Consider the following 12,601-nt stretch of genomic DNA (forward strand, 5'->3'; position numbering starts at 1 on the left):
GCAGCGGCGGCTTGCCGTCGATGCGCACCGAGACCCGCATGGGCCGGTCGCGCAGGTGGCCGGCGTACGTGATGGGCGCCGCCCGCGTTGACGGCGACAAGCCGGGCCGGGAGCCCCGTCAACCTCATGATCGACGGGGTGGGCGGGGGAGGTGGGCGGGGAATGCCCGAACGACTGACAACGGCTTGAGCGCCTTGCGGCAACGCATTACGAAACCGCTGTACGGGTGACTGAAAGGCTGACAACCGAATCGCGCCGTTATTGCGCCGATGCATTCCGTAGGCCGGATCGTTGTCAATGCGCGACAACCGGAACGGCCGTTACCGGAACGATTCATTTCAGTGCTCCGGAACGCATTACCGTCGGATGGCAGGGCGTTTTCGTCCCCATCGGGAGGACTGCTCATGAGCGAACTGGCGCACCCACCGGCCGGCCCCGGCCCCGACGTCGAGGCCGTTGTCGCCCCGGCCGGCCGGCCCGGCGAATTCGTCGGCCGGTCACCCAATCAGCTCGCCTGGCTGCGGCTCAAACGCGACCGTACGGCCCGGGCCAGCGCGGTGACGCTCGCCGTCGCAGCGGCCGTGGCGCTCGGCGCGCCGCTGCTCGGCAGGCTCACCGGAATCGACCCGACCGACAAGTTCGCCGGCCGGCTCAACGATTTCGGAATGCCGATCGGATACGCCGGTGGAATCAGCGCCGACCATTGGCTGGGCCTCGAACCCGGCAGCGGCCGGGACATCCTCATGCAACTGGTCTACGGCCTGCGGACGTCCCTGTTCATCGCGTTCACCTCGGCGCTGCTGGCATCGGGAATCGGGGTCGCGGTGGGCGTGCTCGCCGGCTGGGCCAGAGGCTGGCTGGACAGCGTCGTCAACTGGCTGATCGACCTCACGCTGGCGTTCCCGTTCCTCATCTTCGCCCTCGCGGTCATCCCGATCCTCCAGGACCGCTTCTACTCCGACCGGGAGGCGCCGTCGCCCGCGTTCCGGGTGGCCCTGATCGTCGCCACCTTCGGCCTGTTCAGCTGGACGTACACCGCGCGGCTGGTCCGCGGGCAGGTGATCTCGCTGCGGGAGCGGGAGTTCGTCGACGCGGCCCGGGCCGCCGGCGCCGGCACCGCGCACATCCTGCTGCGGCAGCTGCTGCCGAACATCTGGGCGCCGATCCTGGTCACCGTCTCGCTGATGGTGCCGCAGTTCATCGCCATCGAGGCGGCGCTGGCGTTCGTCAACATCGGCGTCACCGAACCCACGCCCGACCTGGGCCGCATGATCTTCAACAGCATCGGCTACGTCGCGAGCGACCCCTGGTACACCCTGTTCCCCGGGTTGACGATCTTCCTGCTGGTCCTGGCGTTCAACCTGCTCGGTGACGCGCTGCGCGACTCGCTGGATCCCCGCTCCACCCGGTAGTCCCCACGGCCGTCACATGCCCGGCCGGCGGGGGCCGCCGGGCAGGAAGGAGCACACCGTGCGCGCACGAACCCGGACACTGACAGGTGTCCTCGCCGCGGCGGCGCTGGCCGCCGCCGGCTGTAGCCCCACCACCGGCGACGGCGGGGGCGGCGACGACCAGAAGACCAAGACCCAGAGCGGCTCGATCTCGTACGAGGCCGCCGACAACCAGGGCCCGGCGAAGGACGTCGACGGGGCGGCCCGGGGCGGCACCCTCACCGTCATGCAGCCGGCCGACTTCGAGCACCTCGACCCGGCGCGCAACTACGTGAACGTGCAGCAGGTAGCCGGCGGGCTGCTGTACCGCGCGCTCAACGGCTACAAGGAGGACGGCAGCGGCAAGCTGCTGCTCGTCGGCGACCTGGCCACCAACCCCGGCAAGGACGTGAACGGCGACTGCAAGGTCTGGGAGTTCGCCCTGCGCGACGGCGTGAAGTACGAGGACGGCACGCCGGTGACCAGCAAGGACGTCGCGCACGGCATCGCGAGGTCGTTCGCGGCGAACCTCAACGAGGGTCCGCACTACATTCAGCAGTGGCTCTACCCGGGCGGGGCGTACAACGCCACCTACAAGGGACCGTACGACGGCGGCAAGCCGGTGCCCGACGGCGTCACCACCCCCGACGACCGCACCATCCGGTTCACCTTCCCGCAGCCCCACTGCGACCTGCCGTACGCGGCGGCGCTGCCCACCAGCGCGCCGGTGCCCGCGGCGAAGGACACCCGTGCCAACTACGACCTGCGGCCGTTCTCGTCCGGGCCGTACCGGGTGAAGTCCTACCAGCGTGACGTGTCGCTGGAGCTGGAACGCAACCCCAACTGGGATCCGGCGACCGACCCGATCCGCAACGCGTACCCGGACGCGATCCGGATGACGTTCGGCCTGGAGCAGGCCCAGATCGCCGAGCGGCTGGTCGCCGACGGGCCGGCCGACCAGGCGGCGCTGAGCTGGTCGGACGTGCCGCCGTCGGTGCTGCCCCGCACCACCGGATCCGGCGTCGCCGACCGGGTGGTACGCGGCCCGACGCAGTACAACTGGGTGCTGAGCATCAACACCCAGCGGGTCACCGACCTGAACGTCCGGCGGGCGCTGAACTACGCGGTCGACAAGGACGCCCTGCTCAAGGTGCTCGGCGGGCAGGCCGCCGGCTCGCCGGCCAGCACGCTCATGTCACCCACCACCGCCGGTTTCGTGAAGTACGACCTGTTCAACGCCCCGGTCACCGGCGACAAGGCCAAGACCGCCGAGCTGCTCGCCGGCAAGCGACCGAAGCTGGTCCTCGCCCACTCCAACCTGGAACTGCGCACCCAGCAGGCCGAGGCGCTGCGCAAGAACCTCACCGACATGGGCTTCGACATCGTGATGAAGCCGATCGACAACAGCAGCTACTACGACGAGGTCGGCCGCAAGGACAACCCGTACGACCTCTACCTCACCGGCTGGGGCTCGGACTGGCCCACCGGCTCCACCGTCATCCCGCCGGTCTACGACGGACGGGAGATCGTGGCCGAGGGCAACCAGAACCTGTCGTACCTCAATGAACCGTCGGTCAGCGCGGAGATCGACCGGGTCCGCGACCTGCCGGCCGCCGAGCAGGACGCCGGCTGGATGGCGCTCGACCGCATGATCATGGAGAAGTACGCCCCGGTGGTGCCCTGCTACTACGACGCCACATACGAGCTGCACGGCTCGAAGGTCGGCAACGCCTTCCTCAGCGACGCGTTCGGGATCATCTCGCTCAACGGCATCTACGTGAAGAAGTGACAGCCGCGCGGGGCGGCGGCCACGGCCGCCGTCCCCGCGCCCACCCCGGGGGAGGTGTTCCCGTGCTCCGTTTCGTCGTACGGCGGCTGCTCGTCGCCGCCCTGACCCTGGTCGTCATCAGCCTCGTCACGTTCGGTCTCTTCTTCGCGGTGCCGAGCAGCCCGGCGAAGGTGATGTGCGGCAAGAACTGCACGGCCGAGGACATCGCCCAGGTCGAGCGCCGTCTCGGCATCGACCAGCCGCTGCCCCGGCAGTACGCCGACTTCGTCAGCGGCGTCTTCGCCGGCCGCACCTACGGCGAGGGCGACTTCCGGCAGGACTGCCCGGCGCCCTGCCTGGGCTACTCGTTCCGCAACAACCAGCCGGTCACCGAGATCGTCGCCCAGCGCGCCCCGGTGACGTTCAGCATCGTCCTCGGCGGCGCCGTGCTCTGGCTCGGCCTCGGCATCTCGCTGGGCATGGTGTCGGCACTACGCCGGGGTACGGCGTTCGACCGCGCCGCCATCGGCGTCACGTTGGCCGGGGCGTCCATGCAGGTCTACTTCTTCGGGCTGATCCTGCTCTACCTGCTCGTCTACTCCACCGGACTGCTGCCGTTCCCCACCTACACCCCGCTGACCGAGAGCCCGCTGCGCTGGGCGGCCGGGCTGCTGCTGCCCTGGATGACGCTGGGCTTCCTCAACTCGGCGCTGTACGCCCGGCTGTCCCGGGCGCAGATGCTGGAGACGCTGTCGGAGGACTTCGTCCGTACCGCCCGGGCGAAGGGGCTGCCCGCACGCAAGGTGCACACCCGGCACGCGCTGCGGGCGGCGATCACCCCGATCGTCACGATCGCCGGGCTGGACATCGGCACCAGCCTCGGCGGCACGTTCATCACCGAGACCATCTTCGGCCTCCAGGGTCTCGGCAAGGCGACTGTGGAGGCGGTGCAGTTCCTCAACCTGCCGGTGGTGATGGCGACGGTGCTGCTGGCGGCGGTGTTCATCGTGGTCGCCAACATCGTCGTCGACGTGCTGTACGCGGTGATCGACCCACGGGTCCGGCTGAGCTGACGGGAGGAGACGGACATGGTGGAGCTTCCGGCGCCGCGTCGCGGCGAGGGCCCCTACCTGCGGGTCAGGGATCTGCGGGTGCGGTTCGACACCGAGGACGGTGTGGTGCGGGCCGTGGACGGTGTGTCGTTCGCGGTGGAGCGGGGTCGGACGTTGGGGATCGTGGGTGAGTCCGGTTCGGGTAAGAGTGTGACGTCGCTGGCGGTCCTGGGTTTGCACGACGTGAAGCGCACGGCCGTGTCGGGGGAGATCTGGGTGGGTGGGCGTCAGCTCGTCGGGTTGGGTGAGGAGGAGGTGCGGCGGCTGCGGGGCCGGGACATGGCGATGATTTTTCAGGATCCGTTGTCGGCGTTGCATCCGTACTACTCGGTGGGTAGGCAGATCGCTGAGGCGTTCCGGGTGCATCATCCGAGGGCTGGGCGGCGTGAGGCCCGCAGCCGTGCGGTGGACATGTTGGGTCGGGTGGGGATTCCGCAGCCGGCGCGGCGGTTCGATCAGTATCCGCATGAGTTTTCGGGTGGGATGCGGCAGCGGGCGATGATCGCGATGGCGTTGGTGAATGATCCGGATCTGTTGATCGCGGATGAGCCGACGACGGCGTTGGATGTGACAGTGCAGGCGCAGATCCTGGATCTGCTCGCGGATTTGCAGGGGGAGTTCCGGTCGGCGATCGTGTTGATCACGCATGACCTGGGTGTGGTGTCTCAGGTGGCTGATGACGTGTTGGTGATGTACGCGGGCCGGGCGGTGGAGCACGGGAGTGTGGGGCGGGTGTTGCGGTCGCCGCAGCATCCGTACACGTGGGGGTTGTTGTCGAGTGTGCCGTCGTTGCACGGTGACGCGGACGCGGATCTGCTGCCGATTCCGGGTAACCCGCCGTCGTTGATCAATCTGCCGTCGGGGTGTGCGTTCCGCCCCCGCTGCCGGTGGGCTGGGGTGAACGGCGACCGGTCCCGCACCGAGGTGCCCGAGCTGCGGGAGGCAGGCGAGGTGGGGCACCTGGTGGCGTGTCATCTGTCGGCGGGGGACCGGGAGCGGATCTACCGCGACGAGGTCGCCCAGGTGGGAGTGGCCCGATGAGCACCGAGACCGAGCCGCTGCTGTCCGTTCGCGGGCTGACCAAGCATTTCCCCGTCCGGCAGGGCCTGCGCGCCACGGGTGCGGTGCGGGCGGTCGACGGGCTGGACTTCGACGTGCGCCCGGGCGAGACGCTCGGCCTGGTGGGGGAGTCGGGGTGCGGGAAGACCACGACCGGGCGGATGCTGGTGCGGCTGCTGGAGCCCACCGCCGGCAGCATCACCTTCGGCGGGCGGGACATCACCCACGCGAAACGGGGTGAGTTGCGCGGCCTGCGGCAGGACCTGCAGATCATCTTCCAGGACCCGTACGCGTCGCTGAACCCCCGCCACACCGTCGGGCGGATCGTGGCCATGCCGTTGCAGGTCAACCGGATCACCCCACCCGGCGGCGTCAAACACCGCGTCCAGGAACTCCTCGAACTCGTCGGCCTGAACCCGGAGCACTACAACAGGTATCCGCACGAGTTCTCCGGCGGGCAACGCCAGCGCATCGGCATCGCCCGCGCCCTGGCCCTGAAACCGAAACTCATCGTCGCCGACGAACCCGTCTCCGCCCTCGACGTGTCCATCCAGGCGCAGGTCATCAACCTGCTCCGCGGCCTGCAACGCGACCTGGACCTGGCATTCGTGTTCATCGCCCACGACCTCGCCGTCGTCCGCCACTTCTGCCACCGCGTCGCCGTCATGTACCTCGGAAAAATCGTCGAGATCGGCGACCGCGACACCATCTACACCCGCCCCCAACACCCCTACACCCGGGCCCTGCTGTCCGCCATCCCCGACGTCACCACCCACGGCCCCGCCGGCCGCATCCGCCTCACCGGCGACGTCCCCACCCCCCTCAACCCCCCATCAGGCTGCCGCTTCCGCACCCGCTGCTGGAAAGCCACCAAGCGGTGCGCCACCGAAGAACCCGCACTCGTCACCCGCGACGACGGCACACAACTCACCGCCTGCCACTACCCCGAGAAGGAGGCACCGCTCGACACGCCGATGGAAGCCACCCCGGCGCCCGGCAGCGACGAACGCACCTGACCCACGACGGGCCGGGGGCGACCATCGGACATCGTTCGGGTATGTCCGCGCACTACCCGTGGGCAGCCCGCTCGACCGGCCGGACGACCCCGGCTCGCCCGGCGGTTTTGTCGGACCCGCTCGCTAGGGTACGGACGTGATCGCCGATGACTCCGATGCCGTGACAGTCCGCTTCCTGCGCATGATGCGTGCCGAGATAGGCGCCGAACGGGCGGGCGAGGATTCGCTCGGCCGCACCGTCGACCTCGCCCGGCGCTTGTGGGGCACCGGCGACGCCGCCGACGCGCGCCTCGCCGACGCCCTGCGCGAGCTGCACGGCGAGTCGGCCGACCCGCACGACGTCGCGGGTGCGGCGAGCGCCCTGACCGCCGACGCCGGCCTGCTCACCCAGCCCGACGCGCGGGGCGCGGCGCTGGCCCGGTTCACCGCCAACGCCCGGCGCCTGCGCACCGGCGAGATCACCCCGGCCGAGTTCGACGAGCTGACGGCCCGCGAGCGCACCGACCCCGACGCCTGACGACGAGCCGGGCGGCTCCCAGCGTCGTCGCCGGACGCCCGGAACCTGCGCACCGGCGTCACGCCGCGCGACCGGCCGTCACCACGCCGGCGGATCAGCCCGTCCGGACCGGCACGGCGAACTCCGGCGCGTCAGCGCTGAGCAGCGCCGTCCGCGACGGGACGCGCCACAGCTCGGCCAGCGCCGCGGCCAGCTCGTCCACGACCTGGCGAACGGTCGGGGCCGCCCCGTCGTGCATCGCCTCGACCACCACCAGGACCTCGGTGGTGGCGGCCCGCACCGCTGACGCGCCGCTCTGCCGGTGGCACCAGCGCCGGGCGTGCGCGTGCCCGCCCTCGTCGGCGAAGATCACCTCGTCGGGCACCGGGTGCTCCGCCTCCCCGCCGAGGGTCAGATAGGTTTCCGTGCCCTCGGCCGGGCGTACGGTCAGGTCGCCGTCGACGTGGGCGAGGTCGAGCACCGCGACAGGCACCGCGTACCGGACCGACAGCGCGTTGCCGAGATCCACCAGCGGATGCAGGCGGGGCAGGTCCCCGTCCCGCCGCAGCCGGCGGAGCAGCGACTCGGCCGCGCAGCGGTAGCGGGTCGGCGGGCAGCCCATCCGGGTGAACGCGCGCCGCCACGCCTGGATCTCCGGGAAGCCACCCTCCGGCCCGGCGGAAAGGCGGTCCCGGGCCGTGCCGAGATGCCCGGCCAGCAGTGGCGTGACGTCGACGTCGGGCGTGACGCCGGTGGCGTGCAGGACGCCGCAGGTCAGTTCCGGGAAGGCCGACCAGACCTCGGGGGAGTGCCGGAAACGCACAGGAAGACTCCTTTTCGGGCGGTGAACTGGAACGGGTCAGGCGGTGAGGGCGAGGCCGAGGCCCAGGACGAGGAAGCCGCCGGCGACGGCGTGCCGCAGCAGCCCGGTCAGCCGGGGCCGGGACAGCACGCGGCGGCGCAGCGCGCCGGCCAGGAGCGCGTACCCGGCGAACACCAGCAGCGTGACAGCCATGAACACCAGGCCGCAGGCGAGCATCCGCGCCGTGGCGGCGGGCGTGTCCGGGGGTACGAACTGCGGCAGGAACGCCACGAAGAACACAGTCACCTTCGGGTTCAGCAGGTTCAGCAGCACACCGTCCCGGAACACCGCAGCCGCCGGACGTGGCGGCCGGTCGCTCCCGACGGTGAGCGTGCCCCGGTCGCGCAGCGCCGACCAGGCCATCCAGAGCAGGTACGCCACACCCAGCCAGGTCACCACGCGAAACGCCGGGGTGCCGGCGCGCAGCAGGGCGGCCAGGCCGGTCACCGCGGCGATGACGTGCGGGACGAGGCTGAGCGTGGCGCCGACGGCAGCGGCCAGCCCGGCCCGGCGCCCGGCGGTCACGGCGGTGGCGAGTGTGTGCATCACCCCGGTACCGGGACTGACCGCGACGATCAGTGAGGTCAGCAGAAACGCGGCTGTCATGCGATCCAGCCTGTGGCCATAATGGCCCGATGGACAGGGCCAAAGCCGTCGTTTCCCACGAGTCCAAAGCGGCCGGTGCCGACTTCCTCCAGCTCGACGTCGGCGAGGCGCCGCCCGGTGGCCGCGCGGACTGGCTGGCGGCCCGGCTGCGCTCCGCGATCGCCGACGGCCGGGCGCCGTTGGGCACCCGCCTGCCGGCGAGCCGCGTGCTCGCCGCCGAGCTGGGCGTCTCCCGGGGCGTGGTGACCGAGGCCTACCAGCGGCTGGCCGAAGACGGGCAGGTGGCCGGGCGCGGCCGGGCCGGAACGATTGTGGTCGCCACCCCGGCCGCCGCGCTCACCCGGCCGCCCCGGCCGAGGAGGACACCGGAGGTGTTCGCCGGGCGGCCCGGCATGGACGCGATCGACGAGCTGCGTGCCGTACCCGCTGAGGTGGACCTGACGCCCGGCGTACCCGATCTGGCGGCCTTTCCCCGCGCGGCCTGGCTGCGGGCCGAACGGGCCGTGCTGCACCGGGTGGCGCCGGCGGCGCTCGGCTACGGCGGCCCGACGGGCACGCCCGCGCTGCGGCTCGCGGTCGCGAACTGGCTGGCCCGCAACCGGGGCATCCGCGCCGACCCGGCCGAGGTGGTGATCGTGGCGGGGGTGTCCCAGGCGCTCGGCCTGCTCGCGCGGGTGCTCCACGACCGGGGTACGCACACCGTCGCGGTGGAGGACCCCGGCTCGCTGGGCGTACGGCAGCACCTGGCCTATTCCGGGCTGGCGACGCCGCCGGTCCCGGTGGACGACAGGGGCCTGCGCGTCGACGCGCTGGAGCGGTCCGGTGCGCCGGCCGTGCTGCTCACCCCGGCGCACCAGTTCCCGACCGGAGTGGTGCTCGACGGCGACCGGCGCCGGCGGCTGCTGCGGTGGGCACGCGACGGTGGCCTGGTGGTGGAGGACGACTACGACGCCGAGCACCGCTACGACCGGCCGCCGGTGCCGGCGCTGCGGGCCATGGCGCCGGACCGCGTCTGCTACGTCGGCAGCATCTCCAAGCTGCTCGCGCCGGCCCTGCGGATCGGATGGATGCTGGTGCCGCCCGCGCTGCACGCCGAGGTGGTGGCCGCGAAGCGGGCCGCCGATCTCGGCAACCCGGCGTTGGCGCAGCTCGTGCTGGCCGAGCTGATGGAGTCCGGCACGCTGGAACGGCACCTGCGGCTGCTGCGCCACCGGCACGTACGCCGCCGCGACGCGATGATCCGCGCGGTAGGCGCGCACCTGCCGGGGGCGGTGGTGCACGGCGCCGCGGCCGGGCTGCACCTGATGGTCACGCTGCCCGGCGACGTCGACGACCGGGCGCTGGCGGCGGCGGCGCTGCGCCACGGCGTCAAGGTCCACCCGCTGTCCTGGCACGGCCAGCGCCCACAGCCGCCCGGCCTGGTCCTCGGCTACGCCGCGACCCCGCCGTCGGAGATCGACCGAGCCCTATCCACGGTGGCCGACGCCCTCCTACCCCACCTCGGTGATCAAGGAGTTCGTGTCCGAGTCGATCTCCTCGAAGGACACAAACTCCTTGATCACCGGGGGAGAGGCGGGGTGGGTGGGACGGTGGGCAGGGTGGGCGGCGGGTAGAGGGCAGTGAGGGCGGTGGCCGTTTCGGTCAGGCGGGTGCGTAGCGCCTCCGGGGTGAGGACCTCCACGTCGGCGCCGAGCCGGAGCAGGTCGCCGTGCGCGTGGGTGAGCGACTCGATCGGGATGACCGCGTGCACCCAGCCGGTGGCGTCGGGCGGGCCGGCGCTCGCCTCGGCGGCGGCGACCACCACGTCGCTGCCGACCTCGCGCAGCCGGGCGAAGCCGCGCGGCGACAGCCGGATGCGCGCCTCGTCGCGGTGCAGGCCCGCCCGGAACCGCACCACGTGCGCGCGCCACCAGGCCGGCAGGTCGAACTCCGGCCGCTCGAACGTCTCGTCCAGCGGGATCAGGTCGAGGATCTGGTTGACCCGGTAGGTGGCCGGGTCGGCGCGGTCGGGCCGGGCGGCGACCAGATACCAGCGCCCGCCCTTGAGCACCAGCCCGTACGGTTCGAGGACACGGGTCGTCTCGCCCCGCCAGCCCCGGTACCGCACCCGGACCCGGTGCTGCCGCCACACCGCCTCGGCCGCCTCGGCGAGGTGTGGCGACGGGTCGCCGTCGGAGTACCAGCCTGGCGTGTCCAGGTGGAACCGCTGCTCCAGCCGGGCCGCCCGGTCGGCCAGCGGGGCGGGCAGCGCGGCCCGCAGCTTGAGCTGCACGGCGGCGACGACCGACTGGTAGCCCAGCTCGGCGGCCGGCCCGGGGAGCCCGGCGAAGAGCAGCCGGTCGGCCTCCTCGGCGGTGAGCCCGGTCAGCCGGGTCCGCCAGCCCTCCACGAGCCGGTAGCCGCCGTCGTGTCCGGCCTCGCCGTACAGCGGGATGCCCGCCGCGTGCAGCGCCTCGACGTCCCGGTAGATCGTGCGTGCCGACACCTGGAGGCGGGCGGCCAGGTCGGCGGCGGTGAGCCGGTTGTGCGCCTGCAGGAGCAGCAGGATGGACAGGAGTCGACTGGCCCGCATTCTGCTGACACTAGCTGTCAGGGGAGCGGCCCTAGCGTGCCCGCATGGCTTTTCACGACAAGGATCTGACAGTGCCGGGGGCCGTCGAGGTGGCCGGCCGGCACGTCAAGCGCTACCACATGGACCAGCCGGGTCGCCGCCTCGAACCGCGGGTGGTCGACGCCGCGTACGCGTACCTCCCGGCGCTGCTGCCCGCCCCGGACGGCTCCACCCCGCCGGCGAGCTGGGTGGTGCTGCACCGGGGCGCGGACACCGGGGCGTACCTGCTGGCGTACAGCTGGTTCTTCGACAACGTGGTCGAGTGCCGCATCGCGATCGCCGGGCAGCCCGCGCTGGACTGCCCGGACGACGACCCGGCGCACTTCGTCGACCTGACCCGCCCCGGCGTCGGCTGCGTCTGGGAACTGGGCGTGCTGGAACACGAGCGCGCCGCCTGGATCCGGCACGTGCTCGCGCCGGACCGGCCGGACCTCGCGGGCTACCTGGCGGACGCCCGGGCCGAGGGGCCGGTGGGCCGCTGATGGGCGACTTCGACTTCCTCGTCGGCACCTGGGACGTGACCAACCGGCGCCTGCGGCAGCGCCACGTCGGCAGCGACGACTGGGACGAGTTCGCCGGTGTCAGCGAGGCGCGCTCGTTCTTCGACGGCGCGGGCAGCTTCGACGAGATGCGCTGCCCGAGCCGGGGCTTCTCCGGCTCCACGGTGCGCATCCTGAACCCGTCGACCGGGTTGTGGTCGCTCTACTGGATGCACAGCAGCCGTGGGGTGCTGGAACTGCCGCCGGTGGTCGGCCGGTTCACCGGCGGCGTCGGTGAGTTCCACGCCGACGACACCGACGAGGGGCGGCCGGTGCGCTGCCGCTTCCTCTGGTCGGCGATCACCGCCGACTCCTGCCGCTGGGAGCAGGCGTTCTCCACCGACGGTGAACGCACCTGGGAGACCAACTGGGTCATGGAGTTCCGCCGGACGCGGTGACCGGCGGCGTGGTGGTCCGGTAGATCGCGATCAGCCACACGTCGAGCAGCACGTCCACCACGTCCCGCTCGGCCACCGCCGGGCCGTCCCCGGCGAAGGTGGCGTACCAGACGCGTTCGTTCATCGAGTTCAGCGCGATGGCGAGGTCCCGGGCGGGCAGGCCGTCCGGGGCCGCGCCGCGCGCGCGTTCGGCCTCGATCGCGGCCTGCACCGCGCGGACCCAGCGTTCCAGCACCTCGGCCCAGAGCCGACGCACCTCGGCGTTGGTGCCGCGCACCTGGGCGCAGGCCAGCACCACGTCCCGGTGCCCGCCGAACGTGGCGTGGAACCGGGCGATCAGCTCCCGCCAGTGGGCGCGCGGATCCTCGGCGAGCCGCTCGAACACGCCACCGGCGGCGTCGGCCTCCTCGGTGACCCGGTCGAGCAGCGTGAGCAGCACCGCGTCCTTGGACGGGAAGTAGAAGTAGAACGTGGGCCGGGAGATCCCCGCACCGCGCGCCAGGTCGTCGATGGAGATGTCGGCGAAGGGGCGCTGCGCCAGCAACCGCTCGGCGGTGGCCAGGATCGCGGTCTCCCGGTCGTCTCCGGTGGACCGGCCGGCCCGCCGCCCGCGCGTCGGCGCGGCGCCGGTCGGCGTACGGGCGGTCGTCATGTCGGCTGATGCTACACCCGCTCGACACCCTGTCGATTCGACTCGACACGGT

Annotated in this window: 13 protein-coding genes; 9 read left to right on the forward strand and 4 right to left on the reverse strand. The window is 72.1% G+C overall.

Annotation, left to right across the window (positions count from 1 at the left end):
• Positions 1–404: 404 nt before the first annotated feature.
• The 6 genes from AB0C17_RS28500 to AB0C17_RS28525 all read left to right on the forward strand — a co-directional run bounded on the left by AB0C17_RS28500 (position 405) and on the right by AB0C17_RS28525 (position 6,902).
• On the forward strand, positions 405–1,412 hold the full coding sequence (locus tag AB0C17_RS28500) for an ABC transporter permease (RefSeq protein ID WP_357390053.1): 1,008 nt from the start codon (positions 405–407) through the stop codon (positions 1,410–1,412).
• Between the two features lie 58 nt (positions 1,413–1,470).
• Positions 1,471–3,219, forward strand: coding sequence for an ABC transporter substrate-binding protein (locus AB0C17_RS28505; RefSeq protein WP_357481291.1), 1,749 nt, complete (start codon positions 1,471–1,473; stop codon positions 3,217–3,219).
• Between the two features lie 62 nt (positions 3,220–3,281).
• The gene (locus AB0C17_RS28510) at positions 3,282–4,271 is read left to right on the forward strand and encodes an ABC transporter permease (protein WP_357390057.1); all 990 of its coding nucleotides are present in this window, start codon (positions 3,282–3,284) and stop codon (positions 4,269–4,271) included.
• Between the two features lie 15 nt (positions 4,272–4,286).
• Positions 4,287–5,351 carry an ABC transporter ATP-binding protein gene (locus AB0C17_RS28515; RefSeq protein WP_357481294.1) on the forward strand — a complete coding sequence of 355 codons (1,065 nt, stop codon included), beginning with the start codon at positions 4,287–4,289 and terminating at the stop codon, positions 5,349–5,351.
• Entirely contained in the window at positions 5,348–6,385 is a 1,038-nt protein-coding gene (locus tag AB0C17_RS28520; protein WP_357481297.1) for a dipeptide ABC transporter ATP-binding protein, read from the forward strand. The genes AB0C17_RS28515 and AB0C17_RS28520 overlap by 4 nt, the downstream gene beginning before the upstream one ends.
• 136 nt (positions 6,386–6,521) lie before the next feature.
• Complete coding sequence (locus AB0C17_RS28525) at positions 6,522–6,902, forward strand: hypothetical protein (protein ID WP_357481300.1); 381 nt, start codon at positions 6,522–6,524, stop codon at positions 6,900–6,902.
• A gap of 94 nt (positions 6,903–6,996) precedes the next feature.
• Here AB0C17_RS28525 and AB0C17_RS28530 read toward each other — a convergent pair whose 3' ends face one another.
• Together AB0C17_RS28530 and AB0C17_RS28535 are read right to left on the reverse strand one after the other, a co-directional pair.
• Positions 6,997–7,704, reverse strand: a complete 708-nt coding sequence (locus AB0C17_RS28530) for a phenylalanine--tRNA ligase beta subunit-related protein (RefSeq protein WP_357481302.1) — start codon at positions 7,702–7,704, stop codon at positions 6,997–6,999.
• 36 nt (positions 7,705–7,740) lie between these two features.
• Positions 7,741–8,349: a LysE family translocator gene (locus AB0C17_RS28535; protein WP_357481305.1), complete on the reverse strand. Its 609-nt coding sequence runs from the start codon at positions 8,347–8,349 to the stop codon at positions 7,741–7,743.
• A gap of 29 nt (positions 8,350–8,378) precedes the next feature.
• On the opposite strand from AB0C17_RS28535, the gene AB0C17_RS28540 reads away from it, so the two are divergent.
• Positions 8,379–9,962, forward strand: coding sequence for a PLP-dependent aminotransferase family protein (locus AB0C17_RS28540; RefSeq protein ID WP_357481308.1), 1,584 nt, complete (start codon positions 8,379–8,381; stop codon positions 9,960–9,962).
• Here the strand turns inward: AB0C17_RS28540 and AB0C17_RS28545 are convergent.
• Positions 9,908–10,921 carry a transcriptional regulator gene (locus AB0C17_RS28545; protein ID WP_357481311.1) on the reverse strand — a complete coding sequence of 338 codons (1,014 nt, stop codon included), beginning with the start codon at positions 10,919–10,921 and terminating at the stop codon, positions 9,908–9,910. The genes AB0C17_RS28540 and AB0C17_RS28545 overlap by 55 nt on opposite strands.
• A 44-nt stretch (positions 10,922–10,965) precedes the next feature.
• Between AB0C17_RS28545 and AB0C17_RS28550 the strand changes: the two genes are divergently transcribed.
• Positions 10,966–11,442 (forward strand): hypothetical protein, encoded by a 477-nt coding sequence (locus AB0C17_RS28550; RefSeq protein ID WP_357389853.1) that lies wholly within the window; start codon positions 10,966–10,968, stop codon positions 11,440–11,442.
• Positions 11,442–11,897, forward strand: a complete 456-nt coding sequence (locus AB0C17_RS28555) for a hypothetical protein (RefSeq protein WP_357389851.1) — start codon at positions 11,442–11,444, stop codon at positions 11,895–11,897. Before AB0C17_RS28550 ends, AB0C17_RS28555 begins: the two co-directional genes overlap by 1 nt.
• Here AB0C17_RS28555 and AB0C17_RS28560 read toward each other — a convergent pair.
• Positions 11,872–12,549 carry a TetR/AcrR family transcriptional regulator gene (locus AB0C17_RS28560; protein ID WP_357481314.1) on the reverse strand — a complete coding sequence of 226 codons (678 nt, stop codon included), beginning with the start codon at positions 12,547–12,549 and terminating at the stop codon, positions 11,872–11,874. The genes AB0C17_RS28555 and AB0C17_RS28560 overlap by 26 nt on opposite strands.
• Between the last annotated feature and the right edge of the window lie 52 nt (positions 12,550–12,601).

Origin of the sequence: Micromonospora sp. NPDC048887 (genome assembly GCF_040649715.1) — a bacterium.
GTDB lineage: Bacteria > Actinomycetota > Actinomycetes > Mycobacteriales > Micromonosporaceae > Micromonospora.

Excerpts from the sequence above, each read along its gene's own strand:
- AB0C17_RS28515 (WP_357481294.1), top strand. The coding sequence starts at position 4,287 with ATGGTGGAGCTTCCGGCGCCGCGTCGCGGCGAGGGCCCCTACCTGCGG.
- AB0C17_RS28535 (WP_357481305.1), bottom strand. The coding sequence starts at position 8,349 with ATGACAGCCGCGTTTCTGCTGACCTCACTGATCGTCGCGGTCAGTCCC.
- AB0C17_RS28520 (WP_357481297.1), top strand. The coding sequence starts at position 5,348 with ATGAGCACCGAGACCGAGCCGCTGCTGTCCGTTCGCGGGCTGACCAAG.
- AB0C17_RS28560 (WP_357481314.1), bottom strand. The coding sequence starts at position 12,549 with ATGACGACCGCCCGTACGCCGACCGGCGCCGCGCCGACGCGCGGGCGG.
- AB0C17_RS28550 (WP_357389853.1), top strand. The coding sequence starts at position 10,966 with ATGGCTTTTCACGACAAGGATCTGACAGTGCCGGGGGCCGTCGAGGTG.
- AB0C17_RS28545 (WP_357481311.1), bottom strand. The coding sequence starts at position 10,921 with ATGCGGGCCAGTCGACTCCTGTCCATCCTGCTGCTCCTGCAGGCGCAC.
- AB0C17_RS28500 (WP_357390053.1), top strand. The coding sequence starts at position 405 with ATGAGCGAACTGGCGCACCCACCGGCCGGCCCCGGCCCCGACGTCGAG.
- AB0C17_RS28540 (WP_357481308.1), top strand. The coding sequence starts at position 8,379 with ATGGACAGGGCCAAAGCCGTCGTTTCCCACGAGTCCAAAGCGGCCGGT.
- AB0C17_RS28555 (WP_357389851.1), top strand. The coding sequence starts at position 11,442 with ATGGGCGACTTCGACTTCCTCGTCGGCACCTGGGACGTGACCAACCGG.